This is a genomic window from Muribaculum gordoncarteri, assembly GCF_004803695.1.
GTDB lineage: Bacteria > Bacteroidota > Bacteroidia > Bacteroidales > Muribaculaceae > Muribaculum > Muribaculum gordoncarteri.
The window spans coordinates 2,826,026-2,839,826 of sequence record NZ_CP039393.1 but is presented as its reverse complement, the minus strand read 5'-3'; the positions used below and the strand labels follow the sequence as shown (position 1 = coordinate 2,839,826).

15 protein-coding genes are annotated in these 13,801 nt (G+C 49.1%); 7 read left to right on the top strand and 8 right to left on the bottom strand.

The window, feature by feature from the left end; translation table 11 throughout:
- Positions 1 to 135: 135 nt before the first annotated feature.
- The 5 genes from E7746_RS12435 to upp all read left to right on the top strand — a co-directional run bounded on the left by E7746_RS12435 (position 136) and on the right by upp (position 4,278).
- Positions 136 to 1,158 carry a lysylphosphatidylglycerol synthase transmembrane domain-containing protein gene (locus tag E7746_RS12435; RefSeq protein ID WP_136411007.1) on the top strand — a complete coding sequence of 341 codons (1,023 nt, stop codon included), beginning with the start codon at positions 136 to 138 and terminating at the stop codon, positions 1,156 to 1,158.
- 13 nt (positions 1,159 to 1,171) lie between these two features.
- Positions 1,172 to 1,795 (top strand): hypothetical protein, encoded by a 624-nt coding sequence (locus tag E7746_RS12430; RefSeq protein WP_123394750.1) that lies wholly within the window; start codon positions 1,172 to 1,174, stop codon positions 1,793 to 1,795.
- Between the two features lie 80 nt (positions 1,796 to 1,875).
- The gene (gene pfkA / locus E7746_RS12425) at positions 1,876 to 2,856 is read left to right on the top strand and encodes a 6-phosphofructokinase (protein ID WP_123394749.1); all 981 of its coding nucleotides are present in this window, start codon (positions 1,876 to 1,878) and stop codon (positions 2,854 to 2,856) included.
- Positions 2,857 to 2,971: 115 nt separating this feature from the next.
- A complete protein-coding gene (locus tag E7746_RS12420) occupies positions 2,972 to 3,592 on the top strand; it encodes an HAD family hydrolase (protein WP_123394748.1) in 621 nt (206 codons plus the stop codon).
- A 32-nt stretch (positions 3,593 to 3,624) separates the two neighbouring features.
- Positions 3,625 to 4,278 carry a uracil phosphoribosyltransferase gene (upp, locus tag E7746_RS12415; RefSeq protein WP_123394747.1) on the top strand — a complete coding sequence of 218 codons (654 nt, stop codon included), beginning with the start codon at positions 3,625 to 3,627 and terminating at the stop codon, positions 4,276 to 4,278.
- Here upp and E7746_RS12410 read toward each other — a convergent pair.
- The 5 genes from E7746_RS12410 to E7746_RS12390 form a co-directional block, all read right to left on the bottom strand.
- Positions 4,260 to 4,826, bottom strand: coding sequence for a 4'-phosphopantetheinyl transferase family protein (locus tag E7746_RS12410; protein ID WP_123394746.1), 567 nt, complete (start codon positions 4,824 to 4,826; stop codon positions 4,260 to 4,262). The genes upp and E7746_RS12410 overlap by 19 nt on opposite strands.
- Positions 4,819 to 5,433 carry a hypothetical protein gene (locus E7746_RS12405; protein ID WP_135946882.1) on the bottom strand — a complete coding sequence of 205 codons (615 nt, stop codon included), beginning with the start codon at positions 5,431 to 5,433 and terminating at the stop codon, positions 4,819 to 4,821. Before E7746_RS12405 ends, E7746_RS12410 begins: the two co-directional genes overlap by 8 nt.
- On the bottom strand, positions 5,420 to 6,727 hold the full coding sequence (gldE, locus tag E7746_RS12400) for a gliding motility-associated protein GldE (RefSeq protein WP_238337191.1): 1,308 nt from the start codon (positions 6,725 to 6,727) through the stop codon (positions 5,420 to 5,422). The genes E7746_RS12405 and gldE overlap by 14 nt, the downstream gene beginning before the upstream one ends.
- Before the next feature lie 170 nt (positions 6,728 to 6,897).
- On the bottom strand, positions 6,898 to 7,353 hold the full coding sequence (locus E7746_RS12395; RefSeq protein ID WP_136411006.1) for a hypothetical protein: 456 nt from the start codon (positions 7,351 to 7,353) through the stop codon (positions 6,898 to 6,900).
- Between the two features lie 44 nt (positions 7,354 to 7,397).
- Positions 7,398 to 7,883 (bottom strand): hypothetical protein, encoded by a 486-nt coding sequence (locus tag E7746_RS12390; protein ID WP_136411005.1) that lies wholly within the window; start codon positions 7,881 to 7,883, stop codon positions 7,398 to 7,400.
- A gap of 373 nt (positions 7,884 to 8,256) precedes the next feature.
- Here E7746_RS12390 and E7746_RS12385 point away from each other — a divergent pair, with 373 nt between their 5' ends.
- Positions 8,257 to 11,448, top strand: a complete 3,192-nt coding sequence (locus tag E7746_RS12385) for a toll/interleukin-1 receptor domain-containing protein (protein WP_136411004.1) — start codon at positions 8,257 to 8,259, stop codon at positions 11,446 to 11,448.
- A 16-nt stretch (positions 11,449 to 11,464) separates the two neighbouring features.
- On the top strand, positions 11,465 to 11,893 hold the full coding sequence (locus E7746_RS12380; RefSeq protein WP_136411003.1) for a hypothetical protein: 429 nt from the start codon (positions 11,465 to 11,467) through the stop codon (positions 11,891 to 11,893).
- Between the two features lie 10 nt (positions 11,894 to 11,903).
- Here E7746_RS12380 and E7746_RS12375 read toward each other — a convergent pair whose 3' ends face one another.
- From E7746_RS12375 to E7746_RS12365, 3 genes are all read right to left on the bottom strand, one after another.
- Positions 11,904 to 12,536, bottom strand: a complete 633-nt coding sequence (locus E7746_RS12375; protein WP_136411002.1) for a thiamine diphosphokinase — start codon at positions 12,534 to 12,536, stop codon at positions 11,904 to 11,906.
- A complete protein-coding gene (gene pnuC / locus E7746_RS12370) occupies positions 12,500 to 13,111 on the bottom strand; it encodes a nicotinamide riboside transporter PnuC (protein WP_136411001.1) in 612 nt (203 codons plus the stop codon). Before pnuC ends, E7746_RS12375 begins: the two co-directional genes overlap by 37 nt.
- Before the next feature lie 61 nt (positions 13,112 to 13,172).
- Positions 13,173 to 13,754 (bottom strand): FKBP-type peptidyl-prolyl cis-trans isomerase, encoded by a 582-nt coding sequence (locus E7746_RS12365; RefSeq protein WP_136411000.1) that lies wholly within the window; start codon positions 13,752 to 13,754, stop codon positions 13,173 to 13,175.
- Between the last annotated feature and the right edge of the window lie 47 nt (positions 13,755 to 13,801).

Below are 13,801 nucleotides of genomic sequence, written 5' to 3'. Positions count from 1 at the left end.
CTTTTATGCCAACAAATAGAAACAATCATCCATTTCGTTGCCCAAATTAGGCTTGGCTATGTTGTGACGGTGTAATTTAATTGTGCTATCTTTGCATCACTAAAGTGAGTCTTTCAACCTACATTTTTCAACAACGTGGAAAAGAAAAAATCAATGGCCCTGCTTCGCAACCTGTTCAAGTACGGATTGCCTATAGTGCTGAGCGCATGGTTATGTTACTACCTTTACACAAAGGTCGACATCGAAGCCATGAAGGAGGAGATAAGCAAATGCAACTACATCTGGATAGGTATAGCGTTAGTAATCAGTATATTTTCCCATATTTTCCGAGCCATGCGCTGGAGCATACAGCTTAATGCGCTCAACATAAGGACTCCGCTGAATCCTCTCGTGTGGAGTATATTCGGCACCTACGCCATAAACCTGATATTTCCGCGTCTTGGCGAACTGTGGCGCTCGATCTACATCGCAAAAAGACAAGACTCGCAATTCACCACCGTGTTTGGCTCAATGGTGTGTGACCGACTTGCCGACACCGTGACCGTGCTGCTGCTCACAGTGAGCACATTCTTCATCGCCAACAGCGCGTTTATCGCTTTCGGCGAAAAATATCCTGAAACCTATCAGGGCATTCTCAACACAATCAGTTCGCCGTGGGTGTGGGGCGTAGTCGTAGCGGGCGCGCTCCTGCTTGTGTGGCTATTCACAAGCCGCACCACCAACAAATGGGTGCTGAAGGTGCGCAAGGCAGTGGCCGACCTTTGGGAAGGATTTGCCGTCATAGGTCGCATGCCTCACAAGGGCCGCTGGCTCCTCTACACCGTAGCCATCTGGGGCTGCTACTTCATGCAGCTCTATCTTGCATTCTTCGCTTTCCCCTTCACCGAGCATCTCGGCATCGTGGCCGCTCTCGTGACATTCGTGCTTTCGAGCGTATCGATGGGCATCCCCAGCAACGGCGGACTCGGCCCCTGGCACATTGCCGTCATTTTCTCGCTCGGCATCTACGGCGTGGGCATGAATCAGGCTGCGGCATTCGCCATGATAGTGTGGGGCGCACAGACATGCCTGCTTGTGTTGCTCGGACTATATGCATTCATCGGCATAGCCCTCGACAAGCGCAGCGTCACCTCAAAGCAACAACAATCAATCAACTAAAGCTCCCTATAACATGGACTTCGACAACAAGCCCGATTACTTCATGGCCGACGACGATGATAACAAGCAGTCGACGCAGCCTTCAACGATCAACTTCGACAACGACATTAACGCCAAGACTGAAGCCAACGAGCCACAGCAGCCCGCACGCGAGGAGAAGCCGCATCGCCGTCGCCGCGCGTGGAAACGCATATTCTGGTGGTCGGTGGTCATTATCGCGCTTGTGCTCGCCGCCGCTACATGGATACGCTACTTCAATCCATACGTTACCGATGCCACCGAGCGAGGCTATATAGTGTCGATGGAGCGCAGGGGAATCGTGTTCAAGACCTGGGAGGGACAGATGATTGTGCAGAGTGCGCTTACCGACTCGACGCGACTCTATTCACGTGACTTCATCTTCTCGGTCGACAATCCCGAACTGGCAAAAATGCTCGTAGATGTCAAGGGTACCGGCCGTCAGGTCAATGTCACCTATAAACGCTATTGGGGATCGCTCCCCTGGCGCGGTGCCACATGCTGCATCATCACCGCTGTGGAACCTGTAGCAACAACCAAGGCCGCCGAGGCCTCAACGCCGGCCGACAACATGAACAACGGTGACGCCGACGCAGAGAGCCCCGTAAATAAAATTTAGGATTTCATTTATTGCATATCACACTCCTATTAAGTATCTTTGCGCCGTGACGCTTGTTCATTTTATTAATAATAATATATATGCCAGCAATTAAGACTATTGGTATTCTCACCTCGGGAGGCGACGCTCCCGGAATGAACGCCGCAATTCGTGCGGTAACCCGCTCGGCAATATTCAGCGGTTTCAAGGTAAAAGGCATCTACCGCGGCTATCGCGGCCTTATAACCAACGAGATAGTTGAATTCAAGACCCAAAACGTATCGAATATCATTCAGATGGGCGGCACAATCCTGAAAACCGCCCGTTGTAAAGAGTTTGAAACAGCAGAAGGACGACAGCTTGCTTACGACACAATACGCCAGCACGGCATCGACGCTCTTGTTGTGATAGGCGGCGACGGCTCGCTTACAGGAGCGCGCATATTCGCTTCCGAATTCAATTTCCCCATCATCGGTCTTCCCGGTACAATTGACAACGACCTGTTTGGTACCGACAAGACCATAGGCTACGACACAGCCCTCAACACCATCATGGAGTGTGTCGACAAGATACGTGACACCGCAACGAGCCATGAGCGACTCTTCTTTATCGAAGTTATGGGCCGCGACGCAGGCTTCCTTGCCCTTAACGGTGCCATAGCCGCCGGAGCCGAAGCAGCTATAATCCCCGAAATATCGACCGAGGTCGACCAGTTGGCCGAACTTATCCAGAACGGATTCCGCAAGAGCAAAAACTCATCGATCGTGCTCGTAGCCGAAAGCCCCGTCACCGGCGGTGCAATGGCTCTCGCCGAACGCGTGAAGAACGAGTATCCCGGCTATGATGTAAGAGTGTCGATACTCGGACATCTGCAGCGCGGTGGTTCACCCACGGCAAGCGACCGCATCCTTGCGTCGCGCCTCGGTTCAGCCGCCATCGACGCTCTCCTTGAGGATCAGCGCAACGTGATGATCGGTATATCCAACGACCAGATTGTCTACGTTCCGTTCTCAAAGGCCATCAAGAATGACAAGCCCATCAACCGCGACCTGCTCAACACACTTCGCCGCTTGTCGATATAATAAGCCAATTAAAATTTTTACGGAATCCGGCCTCTCACTGAACTGAGTTGCCGGATTCTGCATTTTCGGGCATTTAATGCGATGCCGTAATGATAAAATTTAGTAAGTTTGTGACATGATAAAGAATTTGCTTTTCGACCTCGGCGGTGTCATCATGGACATACGCCGACAAAACTGCGAGGCAGCTTTCCGTCGGCTCGGAATGAACGACATAGACCGCTTTCTGGGCGACTACGGCCAGAAGGGCCCATTCCTGAAACTTGAGGAGGGTAAAATAACTGAAGAGGAGTTTCGCGAGGAGGTGCGCCGTCACATTCCCGAGGATGTCGACGATGCCGCAATCGACAACGCATTCAACCAATTTCTGGTGGGAATACCCTTGCGCCGACTGCAAGAGCTGCGCAAACTCCGTGAGCGCTTCGGAATATACCTGCTCTCCAACACCAACTCAATCATGTGGAATTCGCGCATCGCCGAGGAGTTCCGCCAGGAGGGACTGCAACTGCACGACTACTTCGACGGCACCGTCACCTCATTTGAGGAGAAGTGCATAAAGCCCGATGCCGAAATATTTGAGCGTGTCGTGAGCAAATTGGGCATACAGCCTGAGGAAACCCTGTTTTTCGACGATTCGCAGGCCAATGTCGATGCTGCGGCCGCATTGGGATTCAATATAATGCACGTGGCTCCCGGCAAGGAGTTCTACGACCTTATCGCCGAGAAGGGCCTCTCATAACAACATAACACCGTCACTAAACAATAACAACCATGAAGATAGTAAACTTCGACGACAATCATTCGGTCATCAGTCAATACATGATGGAGCTGCGTAATGTCGACATTCAGCACGACATGCTCCGATTCCGCCGCAATCTTGAAAGAATAGGCGAGATTATGGCCTACGAAATAAGCAAGACATTCAATTACCGTCAGGTCGAAATAACGACACCGCTCGACACCGCAACCTGCAATGTAATTGCCGACAAAGTTGTGCTCGGCACGATATTCCGCGCAGGAGTGCCTTTTCATCTCGGCTTCCTGAACACACTCGATCAGGCCGAAAACGCTTTTGTGTCGGCTTATCGCAAATATAAGGAGAAAGAGAACTTCGATGTGTTCATTGAATACATAGCATCGCCGCGCCTTGACGGGAAGACGCTCATACTTGCCGATCCCATGCTCGCCACCGGCGCATCGATGGAGCTGAGCTACCGGGCGTTGCTTACAAAGGGTGAGCCCGAAAAGATTCACATAGCATCGGTGATCGCCTCACAGGTTGCGATAGACTATATACGCGAACGATTTCCCGATGACAAGACCACGGTGTGGGTGGGCGCAATAGACCCCGAAATAAATTCCCACAGCTACATTGTGCCGGGACTCGGTGATGCCGGCGATCTTGCCTACGGAATAAAGGAGTGAGCGCAGGGAATGGCAATGCTGAGCCGTCGACCTCGCCAGTCAACCGACATGACCTTGAACCGCTTGACACCCGACGGAGTGTCGACTTCGCCCGTGTCGCTTTCAGGCAACGGAAGCCTCACACCGTTGGCAAAATTCACACCGCTTACTCCGGCGGCCTTGTAAAGGGCCTCCTTGACGGTCCATGCGGTAAGCAGTTGGCAGGGAGCGGTGCATCGCTCCATTTCAGCCGGTGAAAGATATTTTTTAGCGACCTTCTTCAAGGCGTCGCGAAACTCCTCGATGTCGATGCCGATGCGCTGCGAATCGGTATTGACAGCAACCGCCGCGACTCCGCGACAGTGGGAAACCGATATTTCCACATTGCATCCCTCGACCACGGGTGAACCGTCGGGGCGATGCGACAAAACGGCATTGTCGCCGAAAACCGACTCAACAATCTCCCTTACGGCCCGCTTTTCGCCTTCGCGCTGACCGCTGCACCTGTCGCCCACGGCAAATTCCAGCAGGTAGACCCTGCATCCGGCAAGTTCAAGGGTATCAATCATCACGTGACAGCCTCCGCGCCGCCATCAGGATGTCGTTGTAGACGGCTTCGACAATAGGAGCCGTTTCTTCCGCCGACCTGTCGTTGCCTTTAATCTCCAGGGCACCGCTGAGCACAAATGCAACGCTGTCGGTAGCCATCCACTGCAGCGGAGTCACGACAGCGGCAGGAGCCTTGACGATAAGGGATGTCACGCCCGACTGCGAGGTTGTTGCGGTAACATCGGCATGATGTTCGCCAACGTTCATGTCCATGCGCTCCCGGCGGTTGTCGAGCACCCGGGCTGCTGTGCCACGGTTGACAGGCGTATAGGTGAGGTGCAGGACGGCGTTGTAACGCGGATAGGTGACATCGAGCCATTGCGAGCCGTCGTCATCGCGTTGTCCGTCGACCGAAGCGTTGAAGTTTATCCATAAGTTCAAAGGGAAAGAGTTGACGCGGGCGTAGACCGTGTCGTAACACTCGATGCGGGGGTAGGCCGTGCGCCGCGGGGCGGGGGAGCTGTTGTCGGAGCGGCCACACTCCATTCCAAGCACGGAAACGGCCGTGACAAGCAGTACTGCCGCATAGCTTATGACGCGACTGCGGCGTAGATCACTTTTCAGCATAGTCCTCGACAGGCATTACCTTGACTCTTACGCTTGCTATGCGATGACGCTCTATTGTCAACACGAGGAATCGGCAGCGGCCGTAGACAATCGACTCCTTGCTTTTGGGGAAGTCACCCTTTATGGCAAGCAACATTCCGGCAAGGGTGTCGCAATCCTCGGTTACGGCGGCATAATCCTCCTCGTCAAGGTCGGTGATACGGAAAAAGTCGGTGAGCAGTGTCTTGCCCTCAAACACGTAGGTGTCGTCGGGAAGCTTACGGTAGGTAATCTCTTCTTCGTCGTACTCGTCGTTGATGTCGCCCACAATCTCTTCAAGTACATCCTCAAGGGTCACAAGGCCCTGGGTGCCTCCGTACTCATCGACCACGATAGCCATGTGGATGCGTCGACGGCGGAAGTCCTCAAGGAGGTCGTCGATCATGCGCGATTCGGGCACGAAGTAGGTTTCACGCACAAGTTTCTGCCATTCGAAGTTCTCGGTCTTGCGTCCGATATAGGGAAGCAGGTCGCGGCTGTAGAGCACGCCTTTAATGTTGTCCTCGGTGTCGGCGTAGACGGGAAGTCGGGAGAATCCGCTTGAGAGCACCACATCCATAACCTCTTCAAATGTGGAAGTGATGTCGATGTCGGTCATATCGACGCGCGGTGTCATGATTTCGGAAGCTGTAGTGTCGCCGAACTTGAGAATGCCTTCAAGCATCTCCTTTTCGTCGGGCGCTTTTACATCGGTTATTTCAAGAGCTTGGGTGAGGTCGTCGGTAGATATGTTCTCGGCCTTTTTTGTGACCACGCGGTTTACGATAGTAGAGCTCTTGACGAGCATCGACGAGAGCGGCGAGAACGTTTTGACCATAGCTCCGATTCCGCCTACGGCCATTTTCGCCCACTGAAGGGTGTAGTTGTTGGCATAAAGTTTCGGCAGAATCTCGCCGAAGAGCAAAATCAGGAATGTAAGTACTACGGTCTGGAATACAAAACTTAGGACTCCGCTATGAAATATGAAAATGCGGTTCATGGCGAAGTTACACAGAATAACAATCGTCACATTGACGAGATTGTTGGCTATGAGAATAGTAGCAAGAAGTCTTTCCGGAGCCGAGAGCAGTTTTCTTATAGATGCTCCTTTGGGTGACTCATCAAGTTCCTCACACTGTGAGGGGGTGAGTGAAAAATACGCAATTTCGCTACCTGAAACAAATCCGGAAACCACAAGGGCTATGGCGGCGCACACGAGTGCGACTATGCAGCCTGCAGATGGGGGAACTACGGTAACAAGTTGTTCAGCAGCCATTATCATCGCTACCAAAGGCGATGTGGCTGGCAAGGGGTCAGTGTCCAAGTCGTTATAAATTAGTTAAACAAAAACGACGCTCCTGCGCCGATGCTATTATAAAGCTCTGCAAATTTACGTAAAATTTTTCAACTCACCACCCTTTGTAACAATAATTTATGCAGGCGTCATCACCAACCCGTCACACGGGGCGTGCCGCTGATGCGCAGGAGCGACGACTTCACGCCGTCGATATGGGCGTCAGATTCCACTCTATAGCCGTCGGCGGCAAGGGTGTTATCGACCCCGGCGAAGCAGAGGTGAAGCGCGTAAGCTGCTACTGCATGCTCAAGTGCGCGGCGCAATGCCGTAGCCGCCGAGATGTTGCGTGGCATAACCACAAATTCGGCATACTCTTCATTGTCGAGAGTGACATCGGCCAAATTGTCGGCAAGACGCAGTGCGATAAGAGCGCAGGCATCGGCTATTACGGGGGCGAGAGCCTTGTCATGGTTGCTCAGCAGCATGGGCGGCAGCTGCTCGTCGATTCGTGAGAAGTAGCTTCGCAAGGCCGAAGCGGCGTGAATTTCCTTAGCGATTTCATCGTAACTCAGTCGTAGTGTAATTGTTGAAGATGTTGTTTTCATGGGTGTGTGTTTGATTGATTTTTAAAATGTTAAATTTTAGGATGTTAATCAGATTGGCGTGTGTGGCGGATGTGGCGCGGACTGCGACGGAACGGATTTCCTCCGTCGTGCCAAGAGAGCAGGTTGGGCTTCAGTGCGAGCCGGCTGCTGCGGTTGCGACGCTGAAGCAATCGCAGAGCATAGGTGTCGGAGATAAAGAACCGCGATGCATGCTCGTGCGCAGTTACCTCGGTAACCGCCTTTATCAATGGCATAGAGGGATTTTCGCGCTTCAGCCGCGTCACTTTAGAGGCTATCTCAAGCCACATTTCACGCGCAAGCCTCCTGCTTGGCAATTTACCATGGTTGAGGTAGCTTGATATGATTCGGAATGCATAATCGGGTGAAACATAGTAACTCGGCGCCGGAGATGCGATGGCCGATGCCACTATAGCCCTCATGCATGGCCTCGAATCGCATGAACAGTGTGACAGAACAGATTGACAAGCTTCAATGAAGTCTTTGTCACGGGATGTGATGTTTGGTTTCATATAAGAACTATAATATTGTATTGCTGTTGCAAATATACAATATCGCATGGGTAAAATACAATAACGGTAATGCTAATTATTGTTAATATTGTGATATTGTTTTCAATTGCGAGTGTTGTTCCGCATCACGATTACAACAGATAAAAAATTGCCGGGAACTAAAAAATTATCATTGAGGCATTTGCAATGGTTAATTAATATCTAAATATGACATGAAATAGTTTGAATTTATAAACCTATTAGTTATATTTGAATCAGAAAAGCATCTTTGTCGTAATAAACCGGTTGTCGGCAGGACTTTGATGCTTTTTACTGAAATATTTCAGCTGCATTTTGCAGCCTTTATAAACTTTTCTCACATAGGCCAATCATTATGAGTGATGTATTCATAAGCTATTCGCGCAAGGATTCCGAAATTGTAGACCGCATAGAGCAGGAGTTGGATAAATACGGCATAACGAGCTTTATCGACCGCTCGGCAATCGATTTAGGCGATGACTTTGCTGAAGTCATTGCAAAAGCTTTGTTTGAATGTCAGATAGTGCTGTTTGTATGGTCGGAAAATTCAAATCAATCGGAGAATACCGCCAATGAGATAGCGCTGGCCATTGACTTTGAAAAGACCATAGTGTCGTTTAAGATTGGCACGTTCAAGTCGGATTATAAACTGGCTTATCGATTGGTGAGGTTCAACCGCATTGACGCTGTGCCATTCAATGAGGATAAAATCGTTGAACTTGGCAAGAAACTGTCGCAACAACTTGGTAAAAAGCTGAAAGAGAGGCCGGAGGCCAGGAATGTCGATAAAGTCCGGGAGAGCGACAATGCAAAACCGTCCATCGATAAGAGTTTGCCAAAAAATGCTGATGAGTCGAAATATGAATCGTCCTATAAATTCGGCAAGAGCGCTCTTTTGGAATTCGATTTACCTTCAGCATTTTCCGATCTTCTGGAACCCGCATTGAACGACTACAAGGATTCGCGGGAATTGGTTGCCGGAATAGTCGATTACCGTTCTCGAATATGGAGCATTCCCGATGCGGAGTTTGACTGCGTTGAAAAGCAGGCCGATAATGGTAATTCATACGCGGCATTCATTATGTCGTGTTATTATAAGAATAAGCACGTTGACAACGAAAAGTCGTATAGATATGCTAAAGAGTCATCGGAAAAGAATGATTCATTCGGCATATACTCCTTGTGCAAATGCTATGCTATAGGCATTGGAGTGGAGAAGGATCTCCCCACTTATCTATCGCTGTTGAAGAGATCGATAAAGGCGGGAAATAATAGGGCAATTCTTTATCTTGCAAAGGAAACATTATTTGGATGGTCGGCAAGGCCGAATCCGTTGAAGGGAATAGAATTGCTTAAAAAGGCTGTTGAAGCCAATATCCCTGAGGCATACTCGGTTATGGGGCAAATGTATTGGGAAGGAAATGATATACCTCAAGATATGGATAAGGCTGTTGAATGTTATAACAAAGCAATATCATTGGGATATATGGAAGCATACGCTGATATGTCCAACCTATATATGTATGAGCCAAATACATTTAAAACAAAAGATCCTCAAAAAGGTATCGAGTGGCTGATGAAAGGAGCCGAATATGAAGAGCCGTCATGCTTGTCGGCCATTGCATTATGTTATTATTTTGGTACCGGTGTAGCCCAGAATTATTCAAATGCATTGAAATGGTTCCGCAAAGCAGCCGGTGCGGGTGATGGATTTTCTTGCTATTTCATTGGGGTCATGTATTATAATGGCGAAGGTGTAGATGAGGATGATAAACTTGCATGGGATTGGTTTAAGCGTGGAGCGGCAATGTTTCAATCCAATTGTTTTTATATGCTCGGCGTAATGTGTCGTGACTCAAACTCACCTGAGGGCAAAAATGAAGCTTGTATAAAATATTTTGAAGAAGCCGCCAATTTGGGAGGTGTTGGCAGAAAAGAATCGTTGTTAGGGTTATATGAAATATTCCGTACCAAAGAGCTGGAGGATTACATTATCCTAAAAGATTGCAGTAATTTCCAGGAATACAGTTGGGCTCAAAAAGATGATAAAAGAGCGATGAAATACCTTAAACGTGCTGCCGAGAATGAAGATGCCGTGGCAATGTTAAAGTATGGAGTCATTCTTACGGATATCGAACTGCCGTTTTCCGATGAAATTGCCGGTCGTAAATATCTTGAAAAGGCATTGAATGCCGGTAAAATAGAGGCAGCCATAAGACTCGGGTATCTCTATGCCAACGGTGTCGGAGTTCCCATAAAGCTTGAAAAAGCTAAAGAGTACTATAAACAGGCGATTGACGGAGGTGCAGGACCGGTTGCCGATTTGGAATACGGTAAGTTTATAAAGAGCCAATATAATGTTGACGATGATGACGATGAAAAGATTCTTGAAGAGGCCAACGTTTACTTGAAACGTGCCGCCGAAGCAGGATTAAAAGAGGCATACGAGCCTTATTACAGCTCGTTAATGCTTATGAATCTGAGTGGAGATTTAAGTACGTCGCCCAACCAGATAGAGGCATTTAAATATTTGAATAAAGCTGTTGAATCGGTAAACTCAGTACAGAACTTAATCGATATGGGAGTTTTCCATCAAATGGGAATAGGAACAACGATAGACATTCCCGAGGCTATAAAGTGGTATAAAAAGGCTTCGCTCCGCAATGACAAAATATCTCCCTATAATCTCGGGGAAATATACTTTGAAGAAAAAGATAAAGGCATAGACAACCTGCCGGCAGCCGTATATTGGTACGGAATTGCCCAAAAGCGTAAAAACGAGTCAGCTCCCGAAAAATTGGAAATAGCTGATAATGAACGTAAGGAACGAATCAAGGAGATTGAAGATAATATTGATTTTTCACGCCTTGACGAGTATGTAAGGCTGATGATTCCTTTGGAGATTTACGACGAGGAAGAGGTGGACTCTTATTTGCGGGACTTCTATGATGTGTGTCGTCGCCGAACCGACTCTTTGCCTATGCTTAATGGAATTGCGCCCGAATATGTCGAATGTAAATATCTGCCGAAAGAGCTTTATAGCTTGACCGCCGACTGGATTGGCGGGGTTGATGCGGCTAAGGCATTGGGTATACGATGCGACAGGGTGATCAATGATGATGAGGATGTATTCCCTTACTGCAGTATGGGCATGGGACGGAGATTGGCCGAAGAAGCAGCATTATTGTGGCTCAGAATAAAAGCTAAATATCCTGACAAATTTTCAGGTGTGACAATTCTTGACCAAGTGCAATTGTTGGACATTGCGGAGCATGAGGATGATTTGAATTTGCAAGCAGTGTTATTATCGGTAGTTTCGGTAGCGTTATCTATTGAATCGGCTTTTACTACAAATCTAAAGCTTGTGTCGGAGATATCCAATAACGAGTCACTTCAATCATGGGGCGATGCGTTCTATTCAGGTACCGATGATTTAGTGCGCAGCTATGCAATAGCAAAGCAATTGTACCAACAGGTTGACAGCGCGGTAGCAAAAGAACGGATAGAGGCTATAGATAATAATGTCAAGTTTTATTCAGAAGATTAAATAGGATAGAATTGATATGAAACTAAAGTATCTGATTGTGCTTTTGTGTGTGATGACGGCATTTGTCACAATGTCGTGCTCCGACGATGAGGAAGAATTTACATGGCATGAATATAAGTTGCCGGTAAGTGCTTCGGAGCTGAACTGCCCGATCGACGAGCCTGTCTTGGTCAACGACCAGGCGGAGTTGACCCGGATAGTGGGGGAGGCGGCAAATCCAACCAAGGTGGACTTCAACAAGCACACACTGCTGATAGTGAAATCGACAATATACTATGGTATCAAAAAACTAAACTACGGATTGAGTTACAGCGACGGGCGGTACATTCTTAATATACTTGTAAGAAAAGATATCACTACAGCTGTTACCGACATGGCCGTGGCTTATGTGATACCCAAGACCTACGATGAATCAAGCATCGAGCTTGTCATCAATGTTGATTAGTGCAGAGTGATTATTTTTCGTAGTTTATGAATACGAGATAGTCGCCGTCGGCTTCTATTGAGAAGTCGTCGTTGACTGTGTCGTTGAGTGTGCCCTGCCACCAGCTTGTAAAGTCGTGGAGGGGATAGCGTAATCCTTCGGCGCGGAACTTTGTAGCTCCAAAGCTGAATATTGACACTCGCGTGCCTGCGGGACACCGGAATGAGGCGTTCCCGGACACGGGGATGAATACGCCATAGTCGGTATAGATGCGCGCGTCGATGCCCTGCCTCATGTAGTCGATGAGCAGGCTGATGTTGCCGAGTGTGTGATCCTCCCTCATGCCTGTGGCGGCTATGATGGCAATGTGGTTGTAGCCTTTTCCGTGCAGATATAGGGCGGCCTTGGTCTGGTCGTTGGTTTCCTGGTCGGCAAACCGTCTTATAATCGGGGCATAGCGCAGGCTGTTTTCGGGCGACAAAGAGTCGCAGTCGCCTACGATGCGCCATATAGGCATGCCGGTTTCCAGATAGCGGTCGGCCGCTCCGTCGCAGCACACGACCCGTTGGCATCCCTCAAGCCATTTAAGAGGTATGGGATGGCTCGGGAACTCACCGGCTCCTACAATTACGGCTTCGGGCTTGAAGTCATTGACTGACAGCATTGATTCGTTTTTGCAAGTTGTAACCATTTTCTATAACCGAATATTGCGATGACAGCATATACCGCATACAGTGCGGCTGTGAAATAGAGGCTTTTATACACGTATAGGCCGCTGCTCACTATGTCGATCAATATCCACACGAGCCACTGCTCGGCATACTTCTTGGCAAGCATCCACATAGCGACGATGCTCAGCGCAGTGGTGAAACTGTCGGCCCAGGGCACATTGCTGTCGGTAAATTCTATCAGAATCATGGCTATAGCCACAAAGAGCACCAAGAATACAACCGCCAGCCTCGGATAGAGATGAACCGGGGTGCGCCTTACGGGAAGTTCCGGCTCCTTGTCCTTATCGGTGGCGGGAGAGCTTTTAAGCCAGCACGCCAGTCCGTAGAACGAAGCTAAAAGATAGTACACGTTTATGCCGAAGTCGGCGTAAAGGCCGGCTCGGTAGTAGACAACAAGATAGACAGCCGGCATGATTATGCCGGCTATCCATAGCCATATACTTGCTTTATATTCCAGATATAGGTAGGCAACGCCTATTGCTGTGCCTACTATCTCAAGATAATCCATAGAAGCTGTGGCAATTGATCAGAACCATGTTTCGATGGATTGAAAACCAATTACAGGGAGCTTACTTGCAGCATCCGTCGCCACAACCGTGGTCGCCGCAACCATCACCGCATCCGTCACCACAACTGTGGTCGCCGCATCCGCATCCACCACAACCGTGAGCCGGCTGCAGCTCCTCGGGAGTTGCTTCGCGTACTACGCCGATCTTGCCCACAAAGCGGGTGTCCTTGCCTGCAAGAGGATGATTGAAGTCCATTACCACCTCCTTGTCGGTGATTTCAATCACCTTGCCGTCGATGCGATATCCGTCGGCTGTCATCATAGGTACTGTGGCGCCTACCTTTACAAGTTCGGAGTCAAACTTTCCGTCGACCTCAAACAGCTCCTTCTCAAGGTGAGCCACCTGCTCGGGGTCATGAGCTCCGAAGCCTTCGGCTGCCGACACCTTGACATCAAATGCGTCGCCTGTTGTCAAGCCTTCGATGGCCTTTTCAAGCGGAACAATGACGCCGCGAGTAACGCCGAATATTATCTTCTCGGGAGCTTCGGCATCAACCTGATGAACAAGCTTCTCGCCATCGGGCTCCACAACATAGAGGTCATATACCATCTCGACATATTTGCCGGGTTCAATCTTTTCCATAATTTATTCAGTTTTTATTGTGTGATATACTTATTGTACTATAAGTT